The sequence below is a fragment of the Methanofollis liminatans DSM 4140 genome, assembly GCF_000275865.1.
GTDB lineage: Archaea > Halobacteriota > Methanomicrobia > Methanomicrobiales > Methanofollaceae > Methanofollis > Methanofollis liminatans.
The window spans coordinates 662,948-676,760 of sequence record NZ_CM001555.1 but is presented as its reverse complement, the minus strand read 5'-3'; the positions used below and the strand labels follow the sequence as shown (position 1 = coordinate 676,760).

Sequence of the window (13,813 nt, the reverse complement as noted above, 5' to 3'; positions counted from 1 at the left end):
AATGTCACCAATATCCATCCACCGTAGGGTATGTTCGTATGTGAGCATACCCCCGGCAACACCGGCCTGAATGGTCGGGCGGTGTTGAATGTCGTCATGTACAGCTCGTTGTACCTTTCTTTTGCCGCCGTATTTATGGCCTACGTCTCCTCGGCGATGCAGGATCTCCCGGTCTCTGCTGCGGCATGCCTGATCATGTTCCTGACCACGTTCTCGGTGTACAACATGAACCGGAAAACCGATGAGAGCGAGGATGCGATCAACCATGCCGAGCGCTTCGCATTCACCCAGAAGTATGCGAACCACCTGATGGCCGCTGCAGTCGTCGCCTACCTCTTCTCGTTCGTGATCGCAGGATTTTCAGGGCTCTCCACCGTGGCCGTCGCCTCGATCCCGCTGGTCAGCGGCATCTTTTACAGCGTGGCCGTCCTCCCTCCCGGCTTTGGATACAGGCGGCTCAAGGACATACCCTGCGTGAAAAATCTCCTGGTGGGAGTTGCCTGGGCGACGCCGATCGCACTCCTCTCCCCGCTCTGTATCGGAGCACCCATCGGGATGATGACCGCGGTCGTCTGGTTCTTTTTCTTCCTCCTCACCGTGATCAACACGATCGTCTGCGACATGCGCGATGTGGACGGCGACATCGCCTCGGGTGTGAAGACCCTGCCGGCGATCCTTGGTGTCGGGCGGACCAGGCTCTTTCTTTCGGTGGCGAACCTCGGCGGTGGCGGAGCGGTGCTCCTCATCTGTGCAGGCCACCTCCCCCTGGCCGCCGTCGCCGCCATCGCCTGCATCATCGCATATGTCCAGGGCTATATCCTGCTCTTCGACAGGAGCGATCGCGAGAAGGTCGTCTACGACCTCGTTGCCGACGGCCAGTATTTCCTGCTCGGCGGGCTGATCGTCCTCTCGACGGTCCTTCCTGCATAGGAGAGCAGCAGCACCCCCCATTTTCGAGTTCTGCCGGCCCCGCACGGCGGGGTGACCCCCTGGACGCCAGGAGGTGATCTGGCCCTGGCGACGGCATATATAGGATGAGGGCAAGACTGAAGACATGCTCGAATCACTCCTCGGCATCGTCATAGCGGTTATTATCGCGGTGCTGATCTACCATCTCCTGAAAAAAGCGATCTACCTGGTCATCAACGCCATCGTCGGCATCGTCATCCTCTTCCTGATCAATCTCCTCAACATCATGGCCCTCTTCGGCAGGCCCGAGATCCCGATCAACCTGATCACCGTGCTCATCAGCGCAATAGGCGGAATCTTCGGCATTGCCATTGTGGTGCTCCTCCACCTCCTCGGCGTAGCGCTGTGAGCGATCAGAGGGAGAGAAAAAACAGCCCAGGTACAGTCCCCCTATTATGAAGGGCCCTGGCGAAAAAGGAAGCAGGGAGTCCCTGCACCAGCACCGCCGGCGTCAGTTCTTCCCGTCCTTTAACCGGATCAGGGGAGGGCCGAGGGGGAGGATCGGTCGCCCGAAGATCGGGTTGAGCACCGTCGCGAGGACCACCCAGATGATCGAGACGACGACGAAGGGCAGGTCCCACCCGGCCACGAACCAGAAGAACTCGATCCCGGTGAGGAAATAGAGCCCGGCCGGTACGAAGAAGAGATCGGTAGCAACCATGAAGATCAGGGGCATGAGGGGGCCGGGAAGGTGCCCGATCGTAAACCCGCACATCAAGATCCCCATGATCAGGAAGATCCATCCGTCCACTGCCGCCGTGCCGGCCGGCATGAGGTCCAGGGCCTTGAGCAGGTTCTCCCCCATGCCGAGGAACATGAAGGTGGAGAAGGCGAGCAGGATGTTGCCGGTCATCGTTGCGCCGTTCCGAAGCTCGATGATCCCGGCGACGAGCTGGATGATCCCGCCGGCAAGGCCGAGGGGGACGAGCACGACAGAGAGACTATGGGGTGCGCTGCCGGTGGCGATCGGCCAGAGACAGCCGAGATAAAAGGCGAGCACCATGAGGCCGGCCGGGCCGGGGTTTGCAAAGGGGTGTTCTGAGGAGGACGTCATTGTCCAGATCGCTTGGAACGACTAATATCTAAAGGTGAGGTTTTGGGTCGGTGAATCTGCTCCTGGGGTACCTGAAATGAGGACCGGCAGAATTATATTTTCCTCCTGAGAGCCTCATACGATACTGATGCCGTTTGTATATTATGGCCAGGGCGTGGCCGATTATTATGACGATTTCCTTGAGCGCCTGATGTCGCGCCTCGCACTGGAAGGGACCGAGATCACCGGGGAGGAGAACGTGGACGGGAAGGCGACGATGGACGTGCGCCACACCGGAGAGCAGGGAAAATTGGAAGTGACGGTGTCGGGGAAGAACGTAAAGGTCGCCTATGCCGTCGCCCGGGAGAAAAAAGAGGTTGGCAGGGGCGTGATGGGCGCTGTTGCCGGGGCAGGCGTCGGGAGCATCCTCGGCGGGATCCTGAGACGGGACGGCGGCGAGATCGGGGATCGGATCGGAGACGCCCTCGGCGGTGCGGCGGCCGGAGGGGCCTACGGCGCATACGGCGGATGGGAAGAGTCGAGGGAGGACCGGACGGCGTTTGCAGCCCTTCTTGCTTCCTGCGTCAAAGACGTCGAGGACGAACTCCAGGAGATCATGCGTGCGCAGGAGGAGGCGAGAGAGGCGCTGAGGGAGCGGGGACGGCAGAAAAAAGCCGAAGACGACGAGAAAGAGGAGGAGGTCCGCGGCGAACTCGAAGACGTCCTCGGCGACCTGCTCGCCGTACAGGAGGAGATCGACCTCCTGGAGAGCGAGGGGCAGGATGTGAGCCGGGCAAAGAACCGCGCCGAACGGGCTGACAAGCTCTATCACGAGGCCGAAGACGCCTGTGACGAGGGGAAATATACCGCCGTACGGACGAAACTCAGGGCGGCACGGGCGATGATCGACGCCGCCCGCGAGATGCTCGAGGCGTCAATGGCGGAGGAGTGAGGCTCCAGGCTCCCTCTGGATTTTTTTGGCCGGGAGGGTCGGGAGGTAGCTCGATCTTCTGGAATCCTCACCCTCCAGGTGCGAAGAGACGATAGAACGAATGTCGACGTTTGCCTCTGCCCGGGGGCTCTTACCCCCGGACCCCCCGCGCGAGGATTGCCCTGGATGTGAGGGGAGGGGCGAGCGGCGAATCTGCCGGAAAAGATCCTGATGGTCAGGCTGGCGTGGTTTGCCTGTCCCTGCCCCTATCGCATTCGCGGGGGGACCGGGGGCGGCAGCCCCCCGGGAGAGGCAGAGCCAGATTTCCCGTACGCTCACACAACACGCGCCTCTGCCCGGGGGCTCTTACCCCCGGACCCCCGCGTGCGATTTCCCCTGGATATACGGGGGCGGGGCGAGCGGCGAATCTGCCGGAAAAAATCCTGATGGTCCGATTGGCGTGACTTTCCCGTCCCTGTCCCTATCGTATGTGCAGGGGGACCGGGGGGCGGCAGCCCCCCGGTAGGGGCTGCTCGATTTTCCAGAACCCTCACGCTCTCGATGCGAAGATGTGATACTTTCTCGGGGTGGAGATAACACCGCTACGGGAGTTGCACCCCATGGGAGCGAATTGCCCCTGGATGTGCAGGGACGGGGTGGGCGGAGCATCTGTTGAATGGAACATGATGGGGGGGCGTGCTGGAGCGGTGTGCCTGTCCCCTCATATCTCCCCCCGGCAGTCCCGGGATCGCCTCAGCCGCTGCCCGGGCAACCGGTCAAACGGCCGAAAAAAAGAGTTATCGGTTTTTGATCGTCTTTTTTGCTGCCTCGGCGACCTCGTTGATCGCCCGCTCCAGTTCAGCACCTGCGGCGCGAGCCTTCTTCTCGATATGCTCCCGGCCCTCCTTTGTCCCGAACAGGTTCCTGCCGAGCACGACCACGTCGTCGATCGCCTTTTTCACGGACTTCGAGGCTTCTCTGGCGAGGTCCTCGACCTGGGGCGCACTCTGCTCCTCTTCAGGCGCCTGGTCCTCTGCCCCGGGTGCGCTCTCCTCTTCCACCGGCTCTGGCTCAAGTACCCAGCGCCCTTTCTCGAAATGTCCCTTCTCTTCGGTCATAGCAATCAGAGATTTTCCACCCCGGGAGGATAAATATCCTTTTGTTGCCGGAGATGGCGTGGATCGAGAGAGGGCCTGGCTCCAGGGAAGGGGAAACCGTCACTGGATATTAGGAAGCCTCCCCTTGATATCCTCCAGGCTGCAGTGCTTCAACTCCATCATGGCCGAGAGCACGGCATCGGAGAAGACGAGGGCGGTCATCTCAAAGAGAGTGCCGAAGGGGGCGAAGGCCGGGGAGACAGAGCGGTACTGCCCGGTGAGCTGACGGACCTCATACCTGCCCGGCATCCCGCCGATCCGTGGGGCGTGATCACCGAGGTTCACGGTGCAATCCGCGATCTGCCCGATCCTCGAGGTGGGCGTGGCGGTGATGAGGCAGATCCGCCCGCCGATCTCCCGCACCATCTCGCAGTAATCGACGATCGAGTTCGTCTCGCCCGAGCCTGAGAAGGCGACCAGAGTATCGCCCTTTTGCAGCGCCGGGGTGATCGTCTCGCCGACCACAAACGCCTCCACCCCGAGATGCCGCAGGCGCATGGCAAACGCCCGTGCAACAAGCCCCGACCTCCCGGCCCCGGCGACATAGACCCGCCGCGCTGCAAGGAGTTCGTCGACGAATGCCGCGGCGTCGTCTCCGTTCAGGGAGCGGGCGGCCTCACCGATCCGCTCGGCCATCATTTCCATGAGGTCGACAATGCTGTAACAGGCTGGTTGCTGCATCGCACGATCGGTTGAACGCTCTGGTTCATCAGGGTGCCGGTCGATCAGGCGCCGATCTCCCTGATGACGGACAAACGCCATTCTGTGCGGTGCAATCCGACGGTCGTCCAGTACGCCTCTTTTCGCACGACCGTCCCGGAACCTGCGGCATAGAACGAGTACGTCGTATGGCCCGAACGGTTCTCTGCATACTGGCGGGCGGCATCGAGCACCTCAGGGAAGTCGGCATACAGGGTATCGTTGAGCGTCTCTTTCCCGATCTCCCCGGGGTCTGCGTCATACAGCACCAGACCGCCGGGCTGAAGGGCCATCACCGTGTACGGCGTCCCGGCAACCGCGGGCTCCGCATATCTCCTGACGAGCACATCTGGCTGGAAAGCAAGGCTCACCGCCCCTATGACCTCGCCGTCTGAGGAGAAGACCGGGTGCTCGATCGTCGCCGCATGCCCGCCCTGCCTGAGGGCGAAAAGATCCGACATCACCGGGGCCTCCCGGGTGAAGACCTCCTGCACCACCGCCTGGCCGCTGAGGTCTGCGCCGGCGAGTTCATCGATATAAGGCTGCACCGCGGTGACCGTCCCGTTCCTGGCGATCACCGTGGCGGTGATCACCGAAGGGTCGGCTTCGAGGGCCTCTGAGAGGAGGGCATCGACATCAGGGCCGGCAAGACCGGTCAGACTCAGGTTTGCGGCGGTCATTTCGGCAGACCGATCGATCGCCGTCAGGGCGCCGTTGATCTCACCCTGCATGGTGTTGAGGAGTAAGAGCATCTCGACGTGGGCGTTGTCGGAGGCAGGAGACTGCACACACCCGGCACCGAGGATGCAGCATGCCACGAGAACCAGGAGAGCAATAAGCGACGTCGGTTTCATGAAGAATTGATCGTCAGTTTTTCGGAATAATCGTTGCGCTATGTCCTGGCAACGAGATCGACGGTCCCCCGTTCAGGGGCATCAGAAGATCCTTCGCCCTTTCACAGAGGTAACCCCCGGCAACGGTGCATCGATCAACCCTTCGACGCGAGGGACAGAGAAGGGAGGAATCTCACTCCTTCTCCCAGACCACCACACCATCATAGGAGATCCTTCTTATCCGGTGGTACGGCACCGTCACCGCCCGCTCCTCCCTGAGGACGTCAAAAAAGCCCGGTCCGAGCCGCACGATCTCCCCGCCGCCGACCGAGGAGAGATCGCCCGGCGCGCCGCGGTCCACGTAGGTGACCAGCACCCGGGAGAACTCGAAGGACGGGTCGTGGCGGTAGCGCAGAAGGAGTGCCTGGCTCGTTCTCACGCCCTCACCTGCGGGGGCCGCGGGGATAAACCTGACGGCGTTCAGACCGGGACGGCGTAGCGCTTCTCCAGGTAGTTTGCGGCGACGGTGGTGAAGGTGACGAGCACCAGATAGACCGCACCGACCACCATGAAGGTCTCGGTGAAGGTGAAGTATTTGGTGGCTACGAGTTTTCCGGCCCCGGTGAGCTCCACGACCGTGATCATGTAGGCGAGGGAGGAGTACTTGATCAGGTAGATGAACTCGTTTGTCATCCCGGGGATCGCACGGCGGAGGGCCTGCGGCAGGAGGATGTACCTGATACCCTGGTTGCGGGTCATGCCGAGGGCAAAGGCGGCGGTCATCTGCCCCTCCTTGATAGAGAGGAGGGCGCCCCGGATATATTCGGAGTTATACGCCCCGTTGCAGAAGATAAAACCGATCGCCGCCGCCTCAAAGGGAGAGAACCTGACCCCGACGGCTGGAAGACCGAAGTAGAGGATGAAAAGCAGGAGAAGCAGGGGGCAGCCTTTGACAAAGGTGACAAATGCCCGGGCCGTAAAGGAGAGCGGGCGGCTGCCGTAGGTGCGCCCCACCGCCAGTCCAGCCCCGAGAAGAAAACCGAACGGGGCCGAGACCGCGATCAGGGCCAGCGTCAGCACGAGCCCATCGGCAAGGGCCGGAAGAAGAACCTGTATGATAAATGCGACCTGATCCATTGTCCACCATCACCGGTTATATATCCCTGAATTTCCCCACGAATTTCCTCGTCCGCTCGAAGGCCGGGCTCGTCGGGATCTCCGAGGGGGGTCCTCTCTCCACGATCAGGCCGTGCTCCATGAACAGCACCTCGCTCGCCGCCGAGAGGGCGAACCCCATCTCGTGCGTCACCACCAGCATCGTCATCCCCTCGTTCGAGAGTTTCTTCATCACCTCGAGCACCTCGCGCGTCAGTTCGGGGTCGAGCGCAGACGTCGGTTCGTCGAAGAGGATCACGTCAGGGTCCATCGCAAGCGCACGGGCGATCGAGACCCGCTGCGCCTGACCGCCGGAGAGTTCGGCAGGGTAATGATCGGCCCAGTCCTCCATCCCGACCTGACGCAGTTCATACAGCGCCTTTTCACGGGCGGCCTTCGGCTCCATCCGCTTCACCTTCAGCAGGGCGACCTCAATGTTCCGCACCGCCGTCAGGTGGTCGAAGAGATAGAAGTTCTGGAAGACCATACCCATGCGCTGCCGGAAATAATTGATCCGGGAACCGGAGTTCGTCACCTCCTCACCGTGCAGGAAGACGCGGCCCTGGTCGGGCACCGTCAGCTGGTTGATGCACCGCAGAAGCGTGCTCTTCCCGGTCCCAGAGGGGCCGATGAACACCTTCGTCTCACCTTTGCGCACAGAAAAAGAGACGCCGCGGAGCACCTCACGGTCGCCATACGCCTTGTGGATATCTTCGACCCGCAGGATTTCCATCGTATTACAGCCCTCCCTGCCCGAACCCGGGGATGCTGATCCGCTGTTCGAGATAGTGCAGGGCCCTCATCCCTGCGTAATTGAGGACGATATAGAGACAGGCTGCAGCCAGATAGAGCGGCATGGTCACATAGGTCTGCGCCACGATCTGGGTCGTCCTGGTCAGGATCTCGGCCACCCCGATCGCATAGCAGATCGCCGTGTCGGTCAGCACCGTCGGGTACTCGTTCGACCAGCCGGGCAGGGCGATCCTGACCGCCTGGGGCAGGATGATATGCCTGATCGCCTGAAACCGGGTCATGCCCAGGGAGCGCGCCGCCGTCATCTGCCCCTCGCTGATCGAGAGGATCGCCCCCCTGAAGATCTGCGACTGGTAGGCGGCGCCCCTCAGGCCGAGCACGACGACAGCGACGAAAAAGGGAGGGAGGTCGCCCATGCCGAGCTGGGGGAAGATGCCGAAGAAGAAGAGAAACAGGAGGACAAGCACGGGAAGGCCGCGGAAAAACCAGACATACACACCGATCAGACTTCTGACCGGTTTTGAACCGTATATCTGACCCAGGGCCATCGGAAGGCCGAAGAGAAGCCCAAGGCCGAGAGAGGCGGCGACAAGACCGAGGGTGGCGACGATACCTGAGAAGAGGTAAGGGAACCATTCGACCAGGATTGATGTAATCTCCATGTTTCAGATCCTATGCAAATACGCCCATGCAGCCCTCCCCTCTGACAGGGATGGTGCAAATAATCTTAATGCTCACACATTTTAAAAATAGTTTGGGTTTTTGCCCGGCAGAACGGCAGGGCGCTCATGCAAGGTTGTACTTTTCGAGAAGCTCCTGCCAGTACGGGTCCTTCATGAGTTCGTCAAGACCGGTGTTTATCTTCTCCTGCAGTTCGGCATCGTCCTTGCGCATCGCAACACCGTACTCCTCACCGGTATTGATCTCGCCGATGATGTGGATGGGCTTTCCTTCGATCGCTGCAAGGTGCGACGGGCGGTCATAGATGGAGGCCTCGATCCGCTTGTTCTGGAGGTCGGTGATGACCAGCGGGAAGTTGTCGTAGAGTTTTAAGTTGTCCTTCGGCATGGTCCCGTTCGCGATCAGGTTCTCTTCGACCCAGATCTGGCCGGTCGTCCCTCTCTGGGCGCCGATGACGACGGTTCCGGCCATGATGTCTGCCATCGTGATCGCAGAGTCATTGTGGACGGCCACGCTCTGGTTGATCCGCAGGTACGGAATCGAGAAGGTGACCTGCTCGGCCCGCTCAGGGGTGATGGTCATGCCCGAGTAGACCATATCGATCTTGTTCGCGTTGAGCGACGGGATCATCGCGTCCCAGTCCATCGGCTGGATCTTCACCTCAAAACCCATCTTCTCCGCGATCCATTTCACCGACTCGACATCGAAACCGGTGACGCTTCCATCGGTCTCAATATAGGAATAGGGCGCGTAGTTGCCGTCGACACCAACGATGTAGACCTTCGTTCCGGTCACATCGGCCTGATCGTTGCCTGTACAGCCGGCGATGCCGACGGCCAGCACGATCATGCATCCAAGGAGAACACCAACACTTTTCGCATTCATTCGTCTGTAAGTAAGCATCAGGTTAATTTAATTTTTATGACTTGAAACCATGAGGGCGCTGATGCCAGCGTAGAGCGACATAAGGATATATTTTTTTCAAATTATCTTACTTCATCATACTCGTGTTTCAATATGAGATTCGATGAAATTGAGAGAGAATGCCTGGTTTCATCAAAAATAAGGCACAGATATCGGAAAAATTGTCTATTCACGATCATGTGCAGGCATGCATGAAACCTTCAACCGCCCCGGATAAATGGTGTCCGAGGCGAGCAGAGCCCCCATTCAGGTTACGGAAACGAGGGGCATACGGCCCTGCGGCAGGAGGGGCACCGCCGCCGCGGGTGCAGGGCGACTCACTTCGAGACGAGTCCGGGTATGGCGAGTTTGCGCTCCAGGAAGCCGAGGGCGATGGTGGCGATGCTAACCAGGCCAAGGTAGAAGAGGCCGATGACCGTGAAGGTCTCAAAGAAGGCGAAGTACTTCGCGGCAACGAGCTTGCCCGCCCCGGTGATCTCGATCACCGTGATCATGTAGGCGAGGGAGGAGTACTTGATCAGGTAGATGAACTCGTTTGAAATGCCGGGAATCGCCCGGCGGAGCGCTTGCGGGAGGATAATGTGCCGGATCGCCTGGGCACGGGTCATGCCGAGTGCCGAGGCGGCGATCATCTGCCCCTCCTTGATCGAGAGGAGGGCCCCCCGGATATATTCGGAGTTATACGCCCCGTTGCAGAGGATGAAACCGATAAGGGCGGCGACAAAAGGGGTGAAGACGATGCCAAGCGAGGGGAGACCGAAGTAGATGATAAAGAGGAGGAGAAGCAGCGGACAGCCCTTTATGAATATGACATAGAGCCTGCAGGCCTGGGAGACCAGTCTGCCGCCGTAGGTGCGCCCGACGGCGATGGCAATACCCATGAGCAGACCAAAGGGTGCGGCAAGAGCGATCAGTTCCAGGGAGATGACCCCGCCTTTGATCAGGGGCGGGAAGAGGACTTCGGTAAAAAAAGATGCCTCAATCATTCTTTGTTCCGGAATCTCCGCTATATTCGGTGAATCTTCCCACGAATTTCCGTGTCCTCTCGAAGGTCGGGCTCGTCGGGATCTCCGAGGGGGGCCCCCTCTCCACGATCAGCCCGTGCTCCATGAACAGGACCTCGCTCGCCGCCGAAAGGGCGAACCCCATCTCGTGCGTCACCACCAGCATTGTCATCCCCTCGTTCGAGAGTTTCTTCATCACCTCGAGCACCTCGCGCGTCAGTTCGGGGTCGAGTGCAGAGGTCGGTTCGTCGAAGAGGATCACGTCAGGGTCCATCGCAAGCGCACGGGCTATCGAGACCCGCTGCGCCTGACCGCCGGAGAGTTCGGCCGGGTAATGGTCGGCCCAGTCCTCCATCCCGACCTGCCGCAGCTCGTAGAGCGCCTTTTCACGGGCGGCCTTCGGCTCCATCCGCTTCACCTTCAGCAGGGCGACCTCAACGTTCCGCACCGCCGTCAGGTGGTCGAAGAGATAGAAGTTCTGGAAGACCATACCCATGCGCTGCCGGAAATAATTGATCCGGGAACCGGAGTTCGTCACCTCCTCACCGTGCAGGAAGACGCGGCCCCGGTCGGGGACCGTCAACTGGTTGATGCACCGCAGGAGGGTGCTCTTCCCGGTTCCGGAGGGGCCGATGAACACCTTCGTCTCGCCCTTGCGCACAGAAAAAGAGACGCCGCGGAGCACCTCGCGGTCGCCATACGCCTTGTGGATATCTTCGACCCGCACTATGTATTCATCTGATTCCATATACCTACAGAGCTCCTTTTCCGAATCCCGGAATATTCACCTTTTTTTCAATCCATGCAAAGATCCACACGCCGCCGTAGTTGAGGAGGATGAAGATCGCCGCCGCCACAAGATAGATCGTCATCGGTTCGGCAGTGAGCGCCACGATCTGGTCGGCGCGCGTCAGGATCTCCATCACCCCGATCGCATAACAGACGGCCGAGTCGGTCAGCAGGATCGGGTACTCGTTCGACCATCCGGGCAGGGCGATCCGCATCGCCTGCGGCAGGACGATGCTGGTGATCGCCTGGGGCGTGCTCATCCCGAGGGAGCGGGCGCGATCGTCATCATGCCGGCGATCCTGGCCCTCACCGGAAAAGAGAGGGATGCGGCACCGACAGCAGAAAAGGCCGCGCTCTCCACCTGAAACCCCATTCTCCCAACCTTTTATGTTCCTCCCCGCCGCATCCTGTCTGCATGGATCGGGCAGGAACAGGCGACACCGTTGCGGTCATCTACACCGGCACCCTCGAGGACGGCACCATATTCGACCGGCCAGAAGAGCCGCGGCAGATCACCCTCGGAGCCGGGGAGATCAACCCGGCCTTCGAAGAGGCGCTTGTCGGCATGGCCCCGGGCGAGACAAAGACGGTCTTCCTCCCCGCGGAGAAGGCCTACGGCCCCCACAGGAAGAACCTCGTCTTCAGGCTGAAGCGCAAGGATCTCAAACTCCCGGAAGAGCCGGTGCCCGGCGGGACCGCACGCATCAGCCTGAAGGGCGGGACGTCCACCCTTGTCACCGTGCTGAAGGCCGATAGGAAGACGGTCACCGTGGACGCAAACCACCCCCTCGCAGGAAAAGACCTGACCTTTGCGATCACCCTCGTGGATATATGCAGGGACGGCGGGGAGTGAAGCAAACGCTTATACCCGAAAACGCGGAGGGGGACGCATGAACCATGGTGAGCAGATCAGGATCTTCGTCGCCGGCACCGGCGAGACGATCGAGGTCGAGCCCTGCCGCAAAAGCGACGAAGAGTGGAGAAAGCGCCTCTCGCCCGAAGCATTCAGGGTGGCACGGCAGGCCGGGACCGAGCCGCCGTTCACCGGAAAATACCACGATTGTCACGAGGCAGGGATCTACCGCTGCGTCTGCTGCGGGACCGACCTCTTCTCATCGCGGGACAAATTCGACTCAGGCACCGGCTGGCCCAGTTTCACGTCGCCGGTCTCAGGCCTCAATATCAGGACGCGGACCGACAGGGGATCTGGCATGATCAGAACCGAGGTGCTCTGCGCCCGGTGCGATGCCCATCTCGGCCATGTCTTCAACGACGGCCCCCCGCCGACCGGGATGCGCTACTGCATGAACTCGGCGGCACTCTCTTTCTCTCCAGATGAGTGAAAAGGCGGATAGAAACACTTATCCGGAAACATGCGCCTCTTTTCAGGCATGCAAGCAGGCTGCACCGGCGAGGTGCGATCGTTCTGCACCATGATCACAGAGGCGCTCGGGCAGACTGAAACATATGAAAATACACTCAGAGAAAGCCTGAAAACAGGGATGGTCGAGCGCGTCGTCCTCACAGGTGCGGCTATGGCGATCGTCATCCCCGCCCTCATCCTCCCGGATTTTTTCCTCTTCTGGATCGTCGCGAGTTTCCTCCTCTACATGGTCAACCCGTTCGTGATGTTCATCCCGTCCGGTGGAGGCGGATCGCCGCTCCCGAATAGGGAGGAGATTCTGGCCTACACCCGGAAGTTGAAGGAGATCGGAGCTCTAAAGGGGACCGTCACCTCCAACACCAGCGGTATCGCCGAAGTATTCTGGAACCTCTTCTTCATCAACAGCCAGCCCCTCGCCCCGGCGTTCTGGCTGATCTACTCGGTCGACATCGTCATCGCCCTTGCAGGCGCGGCGACCGGCCTGTTCGGGCTCAGGGTCGCCCTGCTGGTGGCGGTCCAGTCCATTGCGATCATCGCATTTTATGCGGCAATCTGGCGGATGAAACCCTACTCACCGGGTTTTTTCAGGAGCGTCATCGACCTGCGCCATGACGTGAGCGCCGGGATCAGGGGCGGGATCAGATCGGCGGTGACGATCCTCCTCGTCATCGGTGTCGGCACCGCCATCGCCGGTACCCTGGTCATCGCCGCCATGCTCCTGCCCGGGATGACCTTCAACCGACTCATGGACCTCGAAGGGATCAGCCTGCTCCAGATCTTCCTGCCGGTGGTCCCGCTTCTGCTGGCTCAGATCTTCACCGTGCGCTACCTGCAGGGGAAATATTCGCAGATCCTTCTGACCGGCGTCATCAGGGAGCGCCAGAACATCCTCAAAAACCAGATTCTCCCGGCCGCACAAGCCCTTGAAAAGAGAACGGCAAAGGAAGGAGCGGACGTATGTGAGGAGCTGGACGAACTCAAACGGCAGTTCATGCGGCTGAGTATGTACCAGCCCGAACGTCACCGCCTGGGCGGCGCATTCACCGTTTATATCATCCTTCCAAACCTGAGGGTGGTCTTCACGCCTCAGGAAAAAAAGAAGGCGCCCGATCAGTAGTCGTCCAGACGGTCGAAATTATCTTCGAATTCGTCGCCCTCAGCGCCCTGCCGCCACTCCTGCTCCTCATAGCACTCAGGGCAGAGGTCGTGCGGCCATGCATCGGTCCGATAGGGCCGTTCGCAGTACGGGCAGATCCGAACTGCCTTCCGGCGGCATGCCGGACAGAGTCCGCCGATCTCCTCATCCCCGGCGGTCACTGCATAAAGGTCACCGCAGAGCTCGCACACCTCACGCCGGACAGACTCCCCTCCCCGAATGCGGCCGTCATCCCCGGCCGTCGTTCCGCAGGAGGAGACACCGGCACCGGCCATCGAGCGTGATTTTCTCGCCATATTTCCCCTGTACATCTCGAATTTTCCGCATCATTAAGGTTTTTGTATG

General features: G+C 60.5%; 19 protein-coding genes. 6 read left to right on the top strand and 13 right to left on the bottom strand.

All coding sequences use genetic code 11. The annotated features are described in order from the left end of the window. The first annotated feature begins 30 nt into the window (after positions 1-30). Positions 31-930, top strand: a complete 900-nt coding sequence (locus tag METLI_RS03355) for a UbiA family prenyltransferase (RefSeq protein WP_004038012.1) — start codon at positions 31-33, stop codon at positions 928-930. Between the two features lie 124 nt (positions 931-1,054). Then, positions 1,055-1,318 carry a pro-sigmaK processing inhibitor BofA family protein gene (locus METLI_RS03350; RefSeq protein ID WP_004038010.1) on the top strand — a complete coding sequence of 88 codons (264 nt, stop codon included), beginning with the start codon at positions 1,055-1,057 and terminating at the stop codon, positions 1,316-1,318. A 102-nt stretch (positions 1,319-1,420) separates the two neighbouring features. Here the strand turns inward: METLI_RS03350 and METLI_RS03345 are convergent, their stop codons facing one another. Continuing rightward, entirely contained in the window at positions 1,421-2,023 is a 603-nt protein-coding gene (locus METLI_RS03345) for an acetate uptake transporter family protein (RefSeq protein WP_004038008.1), read from the bottom strand. Between the two features lie 127 nt (positions 2,024-2,150). Between METLI_RS03345 and METLI_RS03340 the strand changes: the two genes are divergently transcribed. Next, positions 2,151-2,954 carry a hypothetical protein gene (locus tag METLI_RS03340; RefSeq protein ID WP_004038006.1) on the top strand — a complete coding sequence of 268 codons (804 nt, stop codon included), beginning with the start codon at positions 2,151-2,153 and terminating at the stop codon, positions 2,952-2,954. Positions 2,955-3,730: 776 nt separating this feature from the next. Here METLI_RS03340 and METLI_RS03335 read toward each other — a convergent pair. From METLI_RS03335 to METLI_RS03285, 11 genes are all read right to left on the bottom strand, one after another. Next, on the bottom strand, positions 3,731-4,051 hold the full coding sequence (locus tag METLI_RS03335; protein WP_004038004.1) for a hypothetical protein: 321 nt from the start codon (positions 4,049-4,051) through the stop codon (positions 3,731-3,733). Positions 4,052-4,150: 99 nt separating this feature from the next. Beyond that, positions 4,151-4,771, bottom strand: a complete 621-nt coding sequence (locus METLI_RS03330) for an SIS domain-containing protein (protein ID WP_004038002.1) — start codon at positions 4,769-4,771, stop codon at positions 4,151-4,153. 44 nt (positions 4,772-4,815) lie between these two features. Next, positions 4,816-5,643 carry a cache domain-containing protein gene (locus tag METLI_RS03325; RefSeq protein ID WP_004038000.1) on the bottom strand — a complete coding sequence of 276 codons (828 nt, stop codon included), beginning with the start codon at positions 5,641-5,643 and terminating at the stop codon, positions 4,816-4,818. Between the two features lie 172 nt (positions 5,644-5,815). Beyond that, positions 5,816-6,061: a DUF504 domain-containing protein gene (locus METLI_RS03320; protein WP_004037998.1), complete on the bottom strand. Its 246-nt coding sequence runs from the start codon at positions 6,059-6,061 to the stop codon at positions 5,816-5,818. Between the two features lie 41 nt (positions 6,062-6,102). Then, positions 6,103-6,759, bottom strand: a complete 657-nt coding sequence (locus METLI_RS03315) for an amino acid ABC transporter permease (protein ID WP_004037996.1) — start codon at positions 6,757-6,759, stop codon at positions 6,103-6,105. 16 nt (positions 6,760-6,775) lie between these two features. Beyond that, complete coding sequence (locus METLI_RS03310; protein WP_004037994.1) at positions 6,776-7,510, bottom strand: amino acid ABC transporter ATP-binding protein; 735 nt, start codon at positions 7,508-7,510, stop codon at positions 6,776-6,778. A gap of 4 nt (positions 7,511-7,514) precedes the next feature. Then, a complete protein-coding gene (locus METLI_RS03305) occupies positions 7,515-8,192 on the bottom strand; it encodes an amino acid ABC transporter permease (RefSeq protein ID WP_004037992.1) in 678 nt (225 codons plus the stop codon). Positions 8,193-8,316: 124 nt separating this feature from the next. Continuing rightward, entirely contained in the window at positions 8,317-9,096 is a 780-nt protein-coding gene (locus METLI_RS03300) for an ABC transporter substrate-binding protein (RefSeq protein ID WP_004037990.1), read from the bottom strand. Positions 9,097-9,452: 356 nt separating this feature from the next. After that, positions 9,453-10,121: an amino acid ABC transporter permease gene (locus METLI_RS03295; protein WP_004037988.1), complete on the bottom strand. Its 669-nt coding sequence runs from the start codon at positions 10,119-10,121 to the stop codon at positions 9,453-9,455. Beyond that, on the bottom strand, positions 10,114-10,887 hold the full coding sequence (locus METLI_RS03290) for an amino acid ABC transporter ATP-binding protein (protein ID WP_004037986.1): 774 nt from the start codon (positions 10,885-10,887) through the stop codon (positions 10,114-10,116). The genes METLI_RS03295 and METLI_RS03290 overlap by 8 nt, the downstream gene beginning before the upstream one ends. A gap of 4 nt (positions 10,888-10,891) precedes the next feature. Next, complete coding sequence (locus METLI_RS03285; protein WP_342632914.1) at positions 10,892-11,254, bottom strand: ABC transporter permease subunit; 363 nt, start codon at positions 11,252-11,254, stop codon at positions 10,892-10,894. Positions 11,255-11,343: 89 nt separating this feature from the next. Between METLI_RS03285 and METLI_RS03280 the strand changes: the two genes are divergently transcribed. The 3 genes from METLI_RS03280 to METLI_RS03270 are packed head-to-tail and all read left to right on the top strand — an operon-like array spanning position 11,344 to position 13,429. Further along, complete coding sequence (locus METLI_RS03280) at positions 11,344-11,781, top strand: FKBP-type peptidyl-prolyl cis-trans isomerase (protein WP_004037984.1); 438 nt, start codon at positions 11,344-11,346, stop codon at positions 11,779-11,781. A gap of 37 nt (positions 11,782-11,818) precedes the next feature. Beyond that, on the top strand, positions 11,819-12,271 hold the full coding sequence (gene msrB, locus METLI_RS03275) for a peptide-methionine (R)-S-oxide reductase MsrB (protein WP_004037981.1): 453 nt from the start codon (positions 11,819-11,821) through the stop codon (positions 12,269-12,271). 48 nt (positions 12,272-12,319) lie between these two features. Next, positions 12,320-13,429, top strand: a complete 1,110-nt coding sequence (locus tag METLI_RS03270; protein ID WP_157203197.1) for a hypothetical protein — start codon at positions 12,320-12,322, stop codon at positions 13,427-13,429. Here the strand turns inward: METLI_RS03270 and METLI_RS03265 are convergent. Then, positions 13,423-13,764 carry a hypothetical protein gene (locus METLI_RS03265; RefSeq protein ID WP_157203196.1) on the bottom strand — a complete coding sequence of 114 codons (342 nt, stop codon included), beginning with the start codon at positions 13,762-13,764 and terminating at the stop codon, positions 13,423-13,425. The two genes, METLI_RS03270 and METLI_RS03265, sit on opposite strands and share 7 nt — an antisense overlap. Positions 13,765-13,813: the final 49 nt, after the last annotated feature.

Bases quoted from the DNA above. Each gene is read 5' to 3' on its own strand.
- METLI_RS03295 (WP_004037988.1), bottom strand. From the start codon at position 10,121: ATGATTGAGGCATCTTTTTTTACCGAAGTCCTCTTCCCGCCCCTGATC.
- METLI_RS03350 (WP_004038010.1), top strand. From the start codon at position 1,055: ATGCTCGAATCACTCCTCGGCATCGTCATAGCGGTTATTATCGCGGTG.
- METLI_RS03290 (WP_004037986.1), bottom strand. From the start codon at position 10,887: ATGGAATCAGATGAATACATAGTGCGGGTCGAAGATATCCACAAGGCG.
- METLI_RS03300 (WP_004037990.1), bottom strand. From the start codon at position 9,096: ATGAATGCGAAAAGTGTTGGTGTTCTCCTTGGATGCATGATCGTGCTG.
- METLI_RS03265 (WP_157203196.1), bottom strand. From the start codon at position 13,764: ATGGCGAGAAAATCACGCTCGATGGCCGGTGCCGGTGTCTCCTCCTGC.
- METLI_RS03345 (WP_004038008.1), bottom strand. From the start codon at position 2,023: ATGACGTCCTCCTCAGAACACCCCTTTGCAAACCCCGGCCCGGCCGGC.
- METLI_RS03330 (WP_004038002.1), bottom strand. From the start codon at position 4,771: ATGCAGCAACCAGCCTGTTACAGCATTGTCGACCTCATGGAAATGATG.
- METLI_RS03305 (WP_004037992.1), bottom strand. From the start codon at position 8,192: ATGGAGATTACATCAATCCTGGTCGAATGGTTCCCTTACCTCTTCTCA.
- METLI_RS03325 (WP_004038000.1), bottom strand. From the start codon at position 5,643: ATGAAACCGACGTCGCTTATTGCTCTCCTGGTTCTCGTGGCATGCTGC.
- METLI_RS03315 (WP_004037996.1), bottom strand. From the start codon at position 6,759: ATGGATCAGGTCGCATTTATCATACAGGTTCTTCTTCCGGCCCTTGCC.
- METLI_RS03270 (WP_157203197.1), top strand. From the start codon at position 12,320: ATGCAAGCAGGCTGCACCGGCGAGGTGCGATCGTTCTGCACCATGATC.
- METLI_RS03355 (WP_004038012.1), top strand. From the start codon at position 31: ATGTTCGTATGTGAGCATACCCCCGGCAACACCGGCCTGAATGGTCGG.
- METLI_RS03310 (WP_004037994.1), bottom strand. From the start codon at position 7,510: ATGGAAATCCTGCGGGTCGAAGATATCCACAAGGCGTATGGCGACCGT.
- msrB (WP_004037981.1), top strand. From the start codon at position 11,819: ATGAACCATGGTGAGCAGATCAGGATCTTCGTCGCCGGCACCGGCGAG.
- METLI_RS03340 (WP_004038006.1), top strand. From the start codon at position 2,151: ATGCCGTTTGTATATTATGGCCAGGGCGTGGCCGATTATTATGACGAT.
- METLI_RS03335 (WP_004038004.1), bottom strand. From the start codon at position 4,051: ATGACCGAAGAGAAGGGACATTTCGAGAAAGGGCGCTGGGTACTTGAG.
- METLI_RS03280 (WP_004037984.1), top strand. From the start codon at position 11,344: ATGGATCGGGCAGGAACAGGCGACACCGTTGCGGTCATCTACACCGGC.